Annotated in this window: 13 protein-coding genes and 1 pseudogene; 3 read left to right on the top strand and 11 right to left on the bottom strand. The window is 69.7% G+C overall.

What is annotated here, in order from left to right:
* Nucleotides 1-360 precede the first annotated feature (360 nt).
* From B124_RS23900 to B124_RS23910, 3 genes are all read right to left on the bottom strand, one after another.
* Nucleotides 361-1,179 carry an SAM-dependent methyltransferase gene (locus B124_RS23900; protein WP_496504994.1) on the bottom strand — a complete coding sequence of 273 codons (819 nt, stop codon included), beginning with the start codon at nucleotides 1,177-1,179 and terminating at the stop codon, nucleotides 361-363.
* A 145-nt stretch (nucleotides 1,180-1,324) separates the two neighbouring features.
* Nucleotides 1,325-1,900, bottom strand: a complete 576-nt coding sequence (locus tag B124_RS23905; RefSeq protein WP_496504995.1) for an HD domain-containing protein — start codon at nucleotides 1,898-1,900, stop codon at nucleotides 1,325-1,327.
* A 23-nt stretch (nucleotides 1,901-1,923) separates the two neighbouring features.
* A complete protein-coding gene (locus B124_RS23910) occupies nucleotides 1,924-2,997 on the bottom strand; it encodes a helix-turn-helix domain-containing protein (RefSeq protein WP_496504996.1) in 1,074 nt (357 codons plus the stop codon).
* A gap of 400 nt (nucleotides 2,998-3,397) precedes the next feature.
* Here B124_RS23910 and B124_RS23915 point away from each other — a divergent pair.
* Nucleotides 3,398-3,646, top strand: a pseudogene (locus tag B124_RS23915) (ATP-binding protein); the annotation flags it as partial.
* 345 nt (nucleotides 3,647-3,991) lie between these two features.
* Here the strand turns inward: B124_RS23915 and B124_RS23920 are convergent.
* The 8 genes from B124_RS23920 to B124_RS23955 all read right to left on the bottom strand — a co-directional run bounded on the left by B124_RS23920 (nucleotide 3,992) and on the right by B124_RS23955 (nucleotide 13,140).
* The gene (locus B124_RS23920) at nucleotides 3,992-5,200 is read right to left on the bottom strand and encodes a hypothetical protein (RefSeq protein ID WP_496505078.1); all 1,209 of its coding nucleotides are present in this window, start codon (nucleotides 5,198-5,200) and stop codon (nucleotides 3,992-3,994) included.
* A complete protein-coding gene (locus B124_RS23925; RefSeq protein ID WP_496504997.1) occupies nucleotides 5,201-6,304 on the bottom strand; it encodes a DNA-methyltransferase in 1,104 nt (367 codons plus the stop codon).
* A 369-nt stretch (nucleotides 6,305-6,673) separates the two neighbouring features.
* Nucleotides 6,674-6,880, bottom strand: coding sequence for a hypothetical protein (locus B124_RS23930; RefSeq protein WP_496504998.1), 207 nt, complete (start codon nucleotides 6,878-6,880; stop codon nucleotides 6,674-6,676).
* On the bottom strand, nucleotides 6,877-8,163 hold the full coding sequence (locus B124_RS23935) for a geranylgeranyl reductase family protein (RefSeq protein ID WP_496504999.1): 1,287 nt from the start codon (nucleotides 8,161-8,163) through the stop codon (nucleotides 6,877-6,879). The genes B124_RS23930 and B124_RS23935 overlap by 4 nt, the downstream gene beginning before the upstream one ends.
* A gap of 84 nt (nucleotides 8,164-8,247) precedes the next feature.
* Entirely contained in the window at nucleotides 8,248-8,943 is a 696-nt protein-coding gene (locus tag B124_RS23940; protein WP_496505000.1) for a demethylmenaquinone methyltransferase, read from the bottom strand.
* Complete coding sequence (gene mqnC, locus B124_RS23945; protein ID WP_496505001.1) at nucleotides 8,940-10,136, bottom strand: cyclic dehypoxanthinyl futalosine synthase; 1,197 nt, start codon at nucleotides 10,134-10,136, stop codon at nucleotides 8,940-8,942. The genes B124_RS23940 and mqnC overlap by 4 nt, the downstream gene beginning before the upstream one ends.
* A gap of 137 nt (nucleotides 10,137-10,273) precedes the next feature.
* On the bottom strand, nucleotides 10,274-12,085 hold the full coding sequence (locus B124_RS23950) for a serine/threonine-protein kinase (RefSeq protein WP_496505002.1): 1,812 nt from the start codon (nucleotides 12,083-12,085) through the stop codon (nucleotides 10,274-10,276).
* Between the two features lie 179 nt (nucleotides 12,086-12,264).
* A complete protein-coding gene (locus B124_RS23955) occupies nucleotides 12,265-13,140 on the bottom strand; it encodes a menaquinone biosynthetic enzyme MqnA/MqnD family protein (RefSeq protein WP_496505003.1) in 876 nt (291 codons plus the stop codon).
* 228 nt (nucleotides 13,141-13,368) lie between these two features.
* Here B124_RS23955 and B124_RS23960 point away from each other — a divergent pair, with 228 nt between their 5' ends.
* Nucleotides 13,369-13,572 (top strand): cold-shock protein, encoded by a 204-nt coding sequence (locus B124_RS23960; RefSeq protein ID WP_018840208.1) that lies wholly within the window; start codon nucleotides 13,369-13,371, stop codon nucleotides 13,570-13,572.
* A gap of 104 nt (nucleotides 13,573-13,676) precedes the next feature.
* On the top strand, nucleotides 13,677-14,693 hold the full coding sequence (locus B124_RS23965) for a phosphotransferase (RefSeq protein ID WP_496505004.1): 1,017 nt from the start codon (nucleotides 13,677-13,679) through the stop codon (nucleotides 14,691-14,693).
* The last annotated feature ends 183 nt before the right edge of the window (nucleotides 14,694-14,876 follow it).

Below are 14,876 nucleotides of genomic sequence, written 5' to 3' on the forward strand. Positions count from 1 at the left end.
CCGCACCGGAAACAGCTCCTCGAAGTCGGCGTCAGCGAAGACCGGCCCGAGCGCATCCCGCACCCGCATCACCAGACAGCCCTTCGGGAACACCGCACGCGCCAACCGCACGGTCTCCTCCGGGATCTCCGCCAACTCCACCCCACGCAACGACACGAACCCACCCCAGAAGCACGACGACGGCCTGCACAACCCCAACGGGGTCACACAGGCCGACGTCACGCAGGCCCCCGGATTAAACCAACAGCGTCCGTGCGGCGGGGGGGCTCTCGCGTGTGGCTCCGGCGCCGCGCGTGTGCGCGGATTCTCAAGCTCGGGGCGCGGGGGCAGCGCCTCCGCCGCCGGCGCACTCCGCGGGGCTCACGGCTTTCGGGCGAGCCCTCCGTGGTCTCCCGTGTGCTCGGCGACAGTCCCTATCTCCGTGTCGTCCGGGTGCCAGTCCTCCACCGGCACCAGGCCGGGCTCAAGCAGCTCAAGGCCGGTGAAGAACTCGTGCAACTGCGCCACCGTCCGCAGGTGGTACGGGTCGACGCCGCTCTCGGCGTACTTGTCCGCGGCCTCCCGCACCTCCTCGCCGCTGTCGGTGTTGTCCCGCAGCAGCAGGTAGCTGCCCGAGGGGACGGCGTCCATCACGCGGGCGGCGATGGTCTTGGCCTCCTCGAAGTCCGCGACATAGCCGAGGATGCCGAGGCACACCACCGCGACGGGCTCGTTGAAGTTCAGCACGTTGCGGGCATCCGAGATGATCAGCTCGGGGTTGTGCACGTCGGCGTCGGCGTAGGCGGTGACGCCTTCCGGGGTGGTGTTGGTCAGCAGCGCGCGGGCGTGGGCCAGCACGATCGGGTCGTTGTCGACATAGAGCACCCGGCACTCGGGCGCGATCGCCTGCGCTACCTCGTGCGTGTTCAGCATGGTGGGCAGGCCGGTGCCGATGTCGAGGAACTGCCGCACCCCGAGGTCACCGGCCAGCAGCCGTACCGCACGGATCAGGAACTGCCGGGACCGCCGGGCCAGCGTGACGATCTGCGGATAGGAGGCGGCCACCGCCTCCCCCGCGGCACGGTCCGCCCGGTAGTGGTCCTTGCCGCCGAGCCAGTAGTTCCAGACGCGCGCCGAGCTGGGCACGCGCTGTTGCTCAAGGGACAGTGCGGCAGGATCGCCGCGCAACTCATCAGCCATGCGCGGAGGTTACGTCCGGCCGAGCCCGCCACGGAAGCCGGGTTCCGTTCGGACGTCCGCATCCGATCGCCGCCCACGAACCCCGGCCGGCTCGGGCGTCCACTCTGGGCAACGCGAATGCCGCCTGCGTCAGGGCCGTATCGAGTTATCGCAGATAGGTTCGCTGCCAGTCCGCGGAATTCATGCCCTGGGCGGCGTCGGCGAGCGCTATGGCGGACGCCGTCTTCAGCCTCGCCCGTGTGCTGTCCACCCACTCCTGGGCGTTGCTGTAGCCCTGTTCGAGGTACTCCATGCCCTGGAGCATGCACTCCAGCCGGTCCGCGTCGTGCGCCACGACGACCTCGGTCGAGTCGCCGTTCTCGTACTCGTCGACGACCGCCTGGATCCCGGCGGCGACCGCGGGATGCGCGTCCGCGAGCTGGTCGGCGGTCACGTCCTCGTTCTTCGCCGCGCTGAGGTAGCGCCGCCCGATCCAGGGGATGTCGCCGACGCGCGTCTCCTGGGTGTCGTGGAAGGTGCACAGGAGAGCCACCTTGGCGGGGTCGGCCCCTTCGAGCATGGCCAGCACGGCTCCGATGACCGCGGTACGAAAGCTGTGCTCCGCGACGCTCTCGGGATCCTTCACGCCCACGATCCACCAGCCGGTGCGCCGCGCCCGCTTCAGGGTCCCCATCTCCAGCAGATAGCCCACGGAGCCCTTGGCGGGTGCGTCATCGGTCATGGGGTCCTCGTCCCTCCGACAGCTCACGGCGTACTCAGCCTCAGACCGTAGTGCACCGAGTCCAGCTCGCGCCGGGCCTGTCTGGACACCCGGTCGCCGTCGAGCAGCAGGGAGACCCGGCATCGCAGGTCATGGGCCAGCCGGGGGTCCGACGCCAGGAGACCGGGACGAGAGACGAGGAGAGCCCAGACCGAGTGCACGTTGAGATCTACGCAGCCGAGCGCGGGATCGAGGCGGTCCACAATGCTTCGGAGAAGTGCTCCGGGATCCCACGAGCCGGGCAATGGATCGGCCATGAACGAGTCGTCGGATCGCGGCAACCGGTCCAGCCCGAGCCAGTGCGCCCAGTAATTGAGATTGGCGTTCTCACCGGCGTCACTGCTCATGCCGCGCTCGATGAAGGCGTGCAGCATTTCGGCGTCGCCATGCCGGGTCAAAGAAGTGGCCAGGGATCGTGCATCGGACCAGGCAGGCGTCCAGGCAGCATGGGTGAGCTGCGTCGTCCGGCGGCTTTGCATCTGGCTAAGCCATGCGTGCGTGTCGGGAGCGGAGTCGAAGCTGCACAGGTAGAGCGCCTGTCGACGGAGTAGCGCTCCCTCCTCCCCGGAGTGGTCGGCCAGTTCGGCAGAACGGCGGAGGTGGTCGAAGAACCGGCGTTGTTCGTCGGCACTCAGATAAGGGGCCGCGGGCGTCGGCCCCCGCCGCCTGGGCACCGGCCCGGCCTGCCGCGGCAGAGCTGCGGGAGCCACCCCGTTGATCGCCCACGTGAGCATGTGGGTCGCCGAGCGGGTGAATACCCACCCAGCCAGTGGATGGTCGCGGAAGTCCTTGCTCGTACGTCTGGCCCCAAGCGCATAGCCGATCACCGAATCTGCGTCCATGGCGTCGGCCAGGAGCACCAGCAGCTCGGGATCCGCACCGGCCCTCAGCACATGCCGGCGTAGGGCAAGGAACTGCGCAGACGGGATCGCGGTCAGTGGCCGGCGGCCGGATTCCCACCCTTGGACCGTCGTTGAGTCGACACCGACTTCCTCCGCCAACTCACACTGGGTGCGTGGCATCCGCTCCCGGACGATCTTGAAGAGGTGCCCGGTCACGACCCCGCCGCGAGGCCGTGTGCGCGAACCCTGCGCACTGGTCAGCGTTCCGTCACCGCTGCGCGACCGCGTCGGCGTCATGGCTTGCTCCCCGCGTGCCCGAGTCTCAAGCAACTCGTACCCTGCGTCAGTTTTGTGCCCCGCACAGTCACCGTACGTTCGTAGCCAGGCGACAAGCGGGAGACGTCCTACCCCAGCGTAGTCGCGCTGAGCGACCTCACGCATACCCATCGTGCTCTTCCGCTCCACGTGACGACGCTCAGCGCAGAGGAGATCGGTGACGGCAGTGGCACCACACGTACAGGACATCGACGAGCACACCGTCCAGGAGTGGGCGATGCGCTACACCATGGTCAAGCGGTCGGCGCGGCTGACTCGCATCCATACCCGTCGCACGCTGATGAGCTGGGGCTGGCACGGAGACATCGGGGACGCCGTCCTCATCGTCTCCGAACTGGTGTCGAATGCGATCCAGCACGGTCGGCTGGCCGGGCACCAACTGGCGTTGCGCATCGCCCTCCTCGAATGCGGCGGACTGGTGATCGAGGTCTCCGACCCGGTTCCGGACTTCCCCGACTTCGCCGACGTGATCGCTCAGGACGCCGGTCCGCACCACCGCGAGCGAGGACGCGGTCTGCTGGTTGCGGCTGGACTCGGCGCTGAGATCACCTGGTTCCTGCGTCAGCACTGCGGCAAGACCGTACGGGCGCGCCTGGTCGGCTCACTGGATTGCCGGCACTGCACTGGCGGTGGGTGCGTGAAATCTCAAGCGCAGCCGCGCCGGCTCGTGTCGCGGGGTGAGTTCGCTGCGATCTCACGTAACGCCGCCGGTTACTGCCCGGAGACGCTACGGGCGGAGCAGGACGCGACGGCGGAGACGAAGATGGATGACCCGGCGACCGGAATCGCCGAGTCGACCGCGGTCGACCGCGGTCGACCGGGGGACTGTGCACAGGGCGCGACCTTCGTCAGGCCGATGACGCGGTCCATCGCGTCACCGCCCCGCGGGCCCGCGAGGTCCGCCAGCACCGGACACCGGCCTCGCGCGCCCCCTTGCGGGCTCCGGACGAAGCTCAGGAAGGTACTCAGCGAGCTTCACAGTGATGCGGTCACGAAGTCTGTCGGCGGAACCGCCAGCCTCAAGGACCGCTTCCGGCGCGGCCTCCAACGCAAAGTAGGCCAGGGTTGGGGCATCAGTCCCGATGACTCGCCAGAGATTCAGTTTGTTCGGCGTCTGCGTCGCGGAAACCTCCGTGTCGAAGACGTAGATCCAGGCTTGCGGCGACACTTCAAAATCAACATTGGGCTTGCTGAGTCGGTAGGTTCCGTCCGGCGCAGGAATCAGTTCAGGCGCCCCAAGGTGCTTCTGCCAGCTACCCCACACAGCACGAGGAATCGCGAAGATACATCCTGCCGAGGTATCATGCGCACCCACTTGAAACTTCACAATCATCTGGTAGAAGGTGCGCTTGAAGATGTTCGAGTAATTTGGCCCTTCGACACGCTCGGCAAGAAGATGCTGGTGGCCGTCGAGCTGCTGCTTGAACTCGTCTGGATACATACGAAGATTCTCACTGATATTGCGAACAGCCTGCTCGTATGTTCCATGAAAATCGGCAGTCTGAATCTCGAAGATCCCGTACCTCCCCACACTTAACGATCCGGTCGAATCCTTGGCCACTTCAACCATCGTCGAGTCGAAAGAAAAGGCAGGGGAACGCTCAGTTTCACTGAGCTTAATCTCGCCACCGAGATTGTTCTGGAAGTAGACCATTGTCGGCTGGCCAGCCGCAACGCGATTACGCAGCTTCTCGATCTCCGCATCATCCTCAAGGAGAGTAGCCGGAGTAAGAGTGATGTCGTCAGCAATGTCGTACCCGAAGAGACGGTGCGCGGCATCACGGAGCATAGCGGTGTCGAGAGCGCGAAAGGGGCACACCAACCAGTCCTGGCGCACATCGCTGCGCCTACTGATGCTGCTGACTGTGCAGACACCTCGCGACTTCCCTTTGTTTCGACCAACCTTCACACACTGGTAGTCCGTTCCCGTGGCTACGCTAAGAAACGGGCAGCGTTGCGCCTGCTGATCGCTGAGGCTGGCATCCGTCTGTGCGACCTCGGGATAGAGTCGATGCCCGTACCACTCGGCGATGAAGTTGCTGGGCGTCTTCTTCTTAGGAGACGCCCCTTCGGACTTTGCCATTCAAGACCCCGATCCCGTGAAATCGACTCCCGGAACACCGATCGAAAGCTGCCCGAGAACTTGATGGGCGTTCCTTGTAGCAGCTTCGTAAAACTCTGGGTTGAGCTCAAAGCCGATAGCACTCCGGCCTGTCTGAGCAGCGACCGTCAACGACCTCCCGGTGCCACAGAAAGGGTCAAGAACGGTTCCACCGGGCGGGCAGGAACTAAGGATGCGCGGTCTGATAAGGGAAATCGGAAAGGTGGCCGAATGACCGTCTGAGCCTGACCGGACATGAGTGGTCACGACATCGTGTTCATTCCCCTCTACGACCTGGAAGTCGTAGTAAGCAGGTTCTGCATCCTCGTATCCAGCTTCGTCGAACTCGTAGAAGGCGACGTCCCGTGCCCCTTCTTCCACCTGCGCCATATCGTAGTGGTACTTCGGACGCCCTTCCTTTGCTCGCTTAACAAAGTGAAAGAAATGTTCATGAGCAAGCCGCAGTCTGTCCTTCTCTGGACGCGGAGGCACGTTCGGCTTGTGCCAGATCAGATCATTCCTGAGGATCCATCTACGCTCCTGCATTGCGATAGCGAAGCGCGCGGGAACCATGAGGAGCTGCTTCTCCTGCCGATATCCCCCCATAGGGGTCCGTCGCCGAGAACGTGGATTGTCACCCAGCCCTTGCCTGCCATCGTGCCGAATGCTCGACCAGCGTGCGAAGTAGGTGTCTCCAACGTTGATCCACATGCTGCCCTCAGCCTTGAGAGCATGCGCTCCACGCTGAAGGATCTCAACGAGATGCCCGATGAACCACTCGGGGAGGGGCTCAAGGCCCAAAACTCCCCCGTGCTCGCGGTACCACTCGTACGGGGGCACGTCGGTCTGCACCCTGGCAGAGTCCTCAGCAAGCCACTCCTTCAGGATTTCCTCGTTGTGCTCCTGGCCGTAGGTTCGCAGCCCCCAGTACGGCGGTGAGGTGATCAACAGGTCGATAGATTCACCTGGCAGATCTGCCATCAGGTCATACGAGTCCCCGTGACGTACCTCGATCAAGGCATCTGCGGCACCCGCCCAAGCCAACTCGGACGCTCCGCTCTCTTCCACCCCTGCCTGCGTGACCACAAGGCGATCCTAGTAGGCAGGAGTGACAGCCGTGGGCGTCAGTGCTTCTGGAGCAAACCAGAGACGATGAGGGCTCTTCATCAGCGCCGCCTACGCGAGCGTGTGTGCGCGAGTTCTCGAGCCCGGCTGCACGAGCTGCGGCCGACGTGTTCGATGTGGATGCCGCGACTCAGCTCATCGACGCGATACAGCACGCGCCACGGGCCACGTCGCAGCCGGTAGTGGGCGGTGCCCCAGTGGCGGGCGCCCGGCAGGGCCGCTGGCGAGGGCGCCAGGAGCCTCAAGCAGGGACCGGACACCGGCCGGATCCCTCTGCAGGGAAGCCCGCGGCTTCATCCAGCGCCCGCGGCTCCCAGGTGACCGTCCAGGTCACGCCTCACCCTCCGGCAGGCCCGTCGCCTCAAGCAGCCGGGCCCGAGCCACGTCATGCGGCACCGGATCTTCGGCGATACCCCTCGCCCTGGCACGTTCCAGCCGTGCCACGCCCAGGGCGTCCTGCAGGTCAGCCAGCTCCGTTGGCGACAGCAGAACACCACCGGCCAGGCGCACGCCACTGCCGTCGCGTTCAGCCGTCACGCGCGGGGGGTGACCTTCGTCAGGCCGTTGATGATGCGGTCCATCGCGTCGCCGCCCTGAGGGTCCGTGAGGTTCGCCAGGAGCTTCAGGGTGAAGCGCATCAGGACCGGGTGCGTGAGGCCCCGTTCGGTGGCGAGCTTCATGACCTTCGGGTTGCCGATGAGGCGGACGAAGGCGCGGCCCAGTTGGTAGTAGCCGCCGTAGGTGTCCTTGAGGACCTTCGGGTAGCGCTTCAGGGCCAGCTCGCGCTGGGCGTGCGTCCCGCGGCCGTGGGCCTGGACGACGACGTCCGCGACGATCTGGCCGGACTCCATCGCGTACGCGATGCCCTCGCCGTTGAACGGGTTGACCATGCCGCCGGCGTCGCCGACGAGGAGCAGGCCGCGGTCGTAGTGGGGCTGGCGGTTGAAGGCCATGGGCAGGGCGGCGCCGCGGATGGGGCCCGTCATGTTGTCCGGGGTGTAGCCCCACTCCTCCGGCATCGAGGCGCACCACGCCTTGAGCACGTCCCGCCAGTCGAGCTCCTTGAAGGCGGACGAGGAGTTGAGGATGCCGAGGCCGACGTTGGAGGTGCCGTCGCCCATGCCGAACACCCAGCCGTAGCCCGGCAGCAGCCGGTCCTCCGGGCCGCGCTTGTCCCACAGCTCCAGCCAGGACTCCAGATAGTCGTCCTCGTGCCGCGGGGAGGTGAAGTACGTCCGTACGGCGACGCCCATCGGGCGCTTCTCGTTGCGGTGCAGGCCCATGGCCAGCGAGAGCCGCGAGGAGTTGCCGTCGGCGGCGATCACCAGCGGGGCGTGGAAGGTAACGGGGGTCTTCTCCTCGCCGAGCTTGGCGTGGACGCCCGTGATCCGGCCCGTGCGCTCGTCGATGACCGGCTGTCCGACGTTGCACCGCTCGTACAGCCGCGCGCCCGCCTTCTGCGCCTGCTGGGCGAGCTGCTGGTCGAAGTCGTCGCGCTTGCGCACCAGCCCGTAGTCCGGGTAGGCGGCGAGCTCCGGCCAGTCGAGCTGGAGCCTGTTGCCCCCGGCGAGGATCCGCAGGCCCTTGTTCCGCAGCCAGCCGGCCTCTTCGGAGACGTCGATGCCCATGGCGATGAGCTGCTTCGTCGCGCGCGGGGTGAGCCCGTCGCCGCAGACCTTCTCGCGGGGGAACGCCGTCTTCTCCAGGAGCAGGACGTCGAGCCCGGCCTTGGCGAGGTAGTACGCGGTCGTCGAGCCGCCTGGCCCGGCTCCGACGACGATCACATCGGCGGTGCGGGTGGACTCAGAGGCGTCGGTCACGGCGGCTCCCAGGGACGCGGGTCGTTACCCAGAAGTCTAAGTGCCGCCTCCGACACCCCCGCGCCCGCCCCGGGCCCGGACGGCTCAGCTCGGGGCGTAGCCGCGGTGGAGGGCGACGATGCCGCCGCTGAGGTTGCGCCACGCCGGGCGGGTCCAGCCGGCGGCGGCGAGCTGCGCCGCCAGCGCCGGCTGGTCCGGCCAGGCGCGGATGGACTCCGCGAGGTAGACGTACGCGTCCGGGCTGCTGCTCACGCGCTCCGCGATCGGCGGCAGCGCGCGCATCAGGTACTCCGTGTAGACAGTCCGGAACGGCGCCCACGTGGGGTGGGAGAACTCACAGATCACCAGCCGGCCGCCCGGCCGCGTCACCCGCCGCATCTCGCGCAGCGCCGCGGCCGTCTCCTGGACGTTGCGCAGCCCGAAGGAGATCGTCACCGCGTCGAACACCCCGTCGGCGAACGGCAGCCGCGTCGCGTCCCCCGCCGTCAGCGGCAGCCGCGGGTGGCGCCGCTTGCCCTCGCGCAGCATCCCCAGCGAGAAGTCGCACGGCACCACGTACGCGCCCGCCGCCGTGAACGGCAGCGACGACGTGCCCGTGCCCGCCGCCAGGTCCAGGATCCGCTGCCCCGGCCGCGCGTCGACCGCGCGGGCGACGGCCTTGCGCCACAGCCGTGCCTGGCCGAGGGAGAGGACGTCGTTGGTGAGGTCGTAGTTCGCGGCGACGTCGTCGAACATCGCCGCCACCTCGTGCGGCTGCTTCTCCAGGGTCGCGCGCGTCACCGGTCCGCCTCCACCAGCGTCAGCTCCGGGTGCGCCGTGCCGCCCTCGATGGCGGTGGACGACAGGTGCGAGACGACACGGTCGTCCACGGGGTCGTGCGCCGGGTCGTCGTGCACCACAAGATGCTCATATGTTGTCGCCCGCTGCGCCGGCACCCGGTCGGCGCCGCGGATCATCTCGATGATCTCCCGCAGGTTCGAGCGGTGCCGCGCCCCGGCGGAGGACACCACGTTCTCCTCCAGCATCACCGAGCCGAGGTCGTCCGCCCCGTAGTGCAGCGTCAACTGGCCGACGTCCTTGCCGGTGGTCAGCCAGGACCCCTGGATGTGCGCGACGTTGTCGAGGAAGATCCGCGCGATGGCGATCATCCGCAGGTACTCCAGCGTGGTCGCCTGCGTGCGGCCCTTCAGCTTGTTGTTCTCCGGCTGGTACGTGTACGGGATGAACGCCCGGAACCCGCCGGTGCGGTCCTGCACGTCGCGGATCATCCGCAGGTGCTCGATCCGCTCCGCGTTCGTCTCGCCCGTGCCCATCAGCATCGTGGACGTCGACTCCACGCCGAGGCCGTGCGCGATCTCCATGATCTCCAGCCACCGCTCGCCGCTCTCCTTCAGCGGCGCGATGGCCTGCCGCGGCCGGGCCGGCAGCAGTTCGGCGCCGGCGCCGGCGAAGGAGTCCAGGCCGGCGGCGTGGATCCGGCGGATGGCGTCCTCGGCGGTGGTGCCGGAGATGCGGGACATGTGCTCGACCTCGGAGGCGCCGAGGGAGTGGATGACGAGCTGCGGGTACGCCTTCTTGATCGCGGAGAAGTGCTCTTCGTAGTACTCCACGCCGAAGTCGGGGTGGTGGCCGCCCTGGAACATGATCTGCGTGCCGCCGAGCCGCACGGTCTCCTCGCAGCGGCGCAGGATGTCGTCCAGGCCGCGGATCCAGCCCTTGTCCTTGGCGGTGGGCGGGGCGTAGAAGGCGCAGAACTTGCAGGCGGTGACGCAGACGTTGGTGTAGTTGATGTTCCGCTCGATGATGTACGTCGCGATGTGCTCGGTCCCGGCGTAGCGCCGGCGGCGTACGGCGTCGGCGGCGGCGCCCAGCGCGTGCAGCGGGGCGGAGCGGTACAGGTCGAGGGCCTCGGCGGGGGTGACGCGACCGCCCGCGGCGGCGCGGTCCAGGACTTCCTGCACATCGGTGGTCACGGTGACCGCCCCTTCCGCGAATGGTGCGTACGAGCGGAACCCAGCCTACGCGGAGCAGGTCACCGGCTCCGGCCGGGCCTCTCCCTCAGCCGGCGCCCTCGGCCGGCGTCCTCAGCGGGCGTCCTCAGCCGGCGTCCTCAGCCGGCGTCCTCAGCCCGTCCCCCGCGGCCGGTGCCCTTCGTGAGCGTCGAGCGCGGGTTGCCCGAGGCGGCGGCGTCGGAGCGGTACTCGACGGTCGTGCCGCCCTTGTGGGTCAGCGTGACCGTCGACTCACCGGGGGCGCAGACGCCCTCGGTGTTCTTCCGCGCCGGGTCGTCCTCCTCGCGGAGGGTGAGGGTGGTGGCGGTGGCGACGGTGAGCTTGGCGCGGCTGTAGCAGTGCGCGACGTCGAGGACGGAGTAGTCGAAGTACGCGACGTACTCGCCCTTCCCGCCCGTCTTGATCTCCACGCTGACGTCGCCGTTCGGGACGCCGTCCTCCTGGACGATCTCGCCCTGCCAGGTGCCGGTGAACTTCTCCGGCACGCCGTCCACCGCCGCGCCCGTCGGCTCCGGCTCCTGCGTCGGCTCCGCGGAGGGCTCCACGCCGGAGTCGCCGCCGTCCTCGTTGCCGCTGCCCGCCGAGGCGCCGCCGGTGGTGTCGCCTGCCTGCGTGCTGTCCGCGCCGTCGTCGTCCAGCAGTCCGGGTACGAAGAACAGGCCCAGCATCAGCGCCGCCAGCGCGCCGGCGACGGAGAGCACCAGGGTGCAGCTGAACCGGCGCGAGCGCAGACCGAGTTCCGCACGCCGCTCGGGCGCCGTCGCCCCGACGGCGCCGAAGGCGGCGGCTCCGGCGGCCCCTGCACCGGCTCCGGCAGCACCGGCCCCCTGCGCCCCGGACCCGCCCGGCGGCGTCGCCGCACCCGGAGCCCCCGGCGCCCCCTGCGTCCCCGGCGCCGTCTCGTCCAGCACCGGCGGCGGCCCGAACGCCCCCGGCCCGTACTCCGCCGCCTGCAACGGCACAGGACCCGACGGCAGCCCGTCGTCCCGCCGCTCCGGCGCCGCCGCCGGCTGCGCCTCCATCGCCAGCAGCTCCACCGCACGCCGGCTGATCTGCTCCGTGACCGGCGGCGGCAGCCATCCGGGGCGTACGAGATGCGCCGCCTCGCCGCCCGCCGTCAGCCCGCGCACCAGCTCCGCCGGCTCCGGCCGGGCGGCCGGGTCCTTCGCCAGGCACGCGAGGGCCAGGTCGCGCAGCTCGCCGGTCATACCGTGCAGTTGCGGCTCCTCGTGCACCACCAGGTACAGCAGCGTGGGCGCGCTGTCGCCCGGGAACGGCGGCTGCCCGGTGGCGGCGTACACCAGCACGGCGCCGAGGCTGAAGACGTCGCCGGCGCCGGTGACGGGCCGGCCGAGGATCTGCTCGGGCGACATGTAGCCGGGTGAGCCGACCGAGGCACCGGAGGCGGTCAGTGAGGTGGTGCCGTCGGTGGCGCGGGCGATGCCGAAGTCGATGAGCCGGGGCCCGTCGAGGGTCAGCAGGACGTTGGAGGGCTTGACGTCGCGGTGCACGAGCCCGAGCCCGTGCACCGCCGCCAGCGCCTCGGCGAGCCCGGCGCCCATGGGACGCAGGGTCTCCTCGGGCAGCGGCCCGTGCTCGGCGACGGCGTCGCTGAGGCTGGGCCCGGCGACGTACCCGGTGGCGACCCACGGCACGTCGTCGTCGGGACCGGCGTCGAGCACGGGCGCGGTCCACGCACCGCCGACGCGGCGCGCGGCCTCGACCTCGCGGCGGAAGCGGGTACGGAACTCCTCGTCGTGCGCGAAGTGCGGGTGGACGACCTTGACGGCGACGGTGGCGCCGCCCGGGCTGCGGCCCAGATAGACCCGTCCCATGCCGCCGGAGCCGAGCCTGCCCAGCACCCGGTACGGGCCGACGACCTCGGGATCACCGCTCTGTGCTGGCTGCATGGACTCCCCCCGGACCCGCCTCTCCTACGGGCCCCTCGAACGCCCCTTCTGTGGCTGCCCCAGCATAGGCGGCCCCGGCTCGGGAGGCCCCGGTTCAGGAGGCCCGGTTCAGGAGGCCCGGTTCAGGAGGCCCGGATCAGGAGGCCCCCGGTCAGGTTCCCCGGTTCAAGAGCACCGGGTCAGCCGGCCCCGGCCGACGACCCCGCCGCCGGCAGCAGCCGCACCCGCGCCTCATCCGGGAAGCCCGCCCGGCGGGCGAACTCCTCGATGCCCTTCAACTGCTCGCCGCCCAGCCGGAAGTCCAGCGTACGGAAGTACCGTTCGAGCAGCTCCGGGTCGAACGACTCCCACCGCGCCGCATGCTCCGCGACCTTGCCGACCTCCGCCAGCGACAGGTCACGGGAGTCGAGGAACGCCCGGTGCACCTCCGCCACCAGCTCGGGCTCGCGCGCCAGGAAGTCGCGGCGTACGGCCCACACGGCGAAGACGAACGGCAGCCCGGTCCACTCCTTCCACATCTGCCCGAGGTCGTACACGTGCAGCCCGAGCCGCGGGGCGTCGTGCAGCGAGGCGCGCAGGGCGACGTCCCCGATGAGCACCCCGGCCTGCGCCTCGCGCATCATCAGCGAGAGATCGGGCGGGCAGGAGTAGTAGTCGGGCGCAATGGCGTACTGCTCGCCGAGCAGAAGCTTGGCCAGGCGCACGGAGGTGCGGGAGGTGGAGCCGAGTGCAACGCGCTCCCGGTCCAGGTCCGCCAGCGGGCGCTGCGAGACGATCACGCAGGACATCACGGGCCCGTCGCAGCCGACGGCGATGTCCGGCAGGGCGACGAGCTCGTCGGCGTGTCGCAGGTACTCCACGACGGGGACGGGGGCGATGTCCAGCTCCCCGTCGATGAGCTGCTCGCTGAGCCGTTCCGGGGAGTCCTTCGAAAGCTCCAGGTCGAGCAGGGTGCCCGTACGGGCAAGGCCCCAGTAGAGGGGGACGCAGTTCAGGAACTGGATGTGGCCGACTCGTGGCCGGCGCCGGGCTCCCGCGTCAGATCGTGCTGTCACGGCTCTGAGGCTAACCGCAGCACCCGCCGCACACGGGTGCGGGGGCTCACCACATGGTGATCCTTTCCCTACCGGGGCGGGCCCGCGCGTGCTAGGCTCAACCGCAAGTTGCAGTTTGGTTTCCTTGCAGTACCGTGCCTGCGGAGCTTGTGACGCCGCGGGCATGTGTCGTTTTCAGGCTTCTTCGAGGCTCTGGGGCAGGGCGACCCTTTGGCCCAAGGAGGGCTTATGGCTACCGGAACCGTCAAGTGGTTCAACGCTGAAAAGGGCTTCGGCTTCATCGCCCAGGACGGCGGCGGTCCCGATGTCTTCGTCCACTACACCGCTATCAACGCCCAAGGCTTCCGCTCGCTCGAGGAGAACCAGCAGGTGACCTTCGACGTGCAGCAGGGCCCGAAGGGTCCGCAGGCGGCGAACGTCTCCCCGTCGTGACGCAAGCCTCACGCTGACCTGAGGAACCCCCGTCATCCTGGCGGGGGTTTTCTCATGCCCGGGTGTGGGTGGGGCCGGACACGGTCCGGTTACGGTGGCGTCGTATGAGCGACGCGGAGACGAGCACGGAGCCCGAGCACGAGACAGGCGCGGAAGCCGGGAGCGCCCATCCCGAGATCACCGCGGAGCTGATCCGCGCGCTGCTGCGCGAGCAGCACCCCGACCTCGCCGACCACCCCCTCAGGCTCGGCGCCCACGGCTGGGACAACCAGCTCTGGCGGCTCGGCGACGACCTCGCCGTACGGCTCCCGTGGGCGACGGAGTCCGCCGACGAACTGCTGCGCAAGGAGCACGCCTGGCTCCCGGAGCTCGCCCCGCTCCTCCCCCTGCCCGTGCCCGTCCCGCAGCGCCTCGGCGAGCCCTCCGCGCGCTTCCCGCGCCCCTGGATCGTCACCACCTGGGTGCCCGGCACGCCCGCCGACCGCGCCCCGGTCACCCTCCCCCACAGCGCGCAGGCGCGCGTGGGCGGTACCCCCTGCCCGGCCGCCGCCGACGCCCTGGCCGCGTTCCTGACCGCACTGCACCGGCCCGCCCCCGGCGGCGCCCCCGCCGGGCGGGGCCGCGGCGGGCCGCTCGCCGAGGTAGCCGGGGGGTTCGAGCAGCAGCTCGCCGAGGCGGCCGGTCTTGGGCTGGTCACGGACGCGGAGGCGGATGCCGTACGGGCCGTCTGGGACGACGCCGTCGCCGCGCCGGTGTGGACAGGACCCGCGCTGTGGCTCCACGGCGACCTCCACCCCGCGAACGTCCTCACCGCGGACGGCACCCTGTGCGGCGTCGTCGACTTCGGCGACCTGTGCTCCGGCGACCCGGCCCTCGACCTGGCCGCCCCGTGGATCCTGCTCCCCGACGACGCCGCCGCCGACCGCTTCCACACCGCGTACGAACCGGCCGTGGACGCGGCGACGCTGCGCCGCGCCCGCGGCGTCGCGGTGGTGCGCGCGCTGGCCGGGCTGCTCATCGGTGAGGCGGGCGTACAGGGCCGGGCGGGCGGCAAGGCGACGTGGGGCCCGCCGGCGCGGGCGTCGCTGCGCCGGCTGCTGGCGGACGCGGCACGGGGGTAGCGGCCCGCGGGGGGGCCGGTACCCGGGGGACCCCGCAGACGAGCAGCGCCGGGGACGTACGGGAGCAGGACCGCACACCAGCTAGCGCACCCGCACCCGCACCCGCACCCGCACCCGCACCCGCACCCGCACCCGCACGTGAACGCCCCGCGCGCACCGCCCGTCCCGCGCCCGCGCCCGCCG

The sequence above is a fragment of the Streptomyces sp. CNP082 genome (assembly GCF_059570535.1).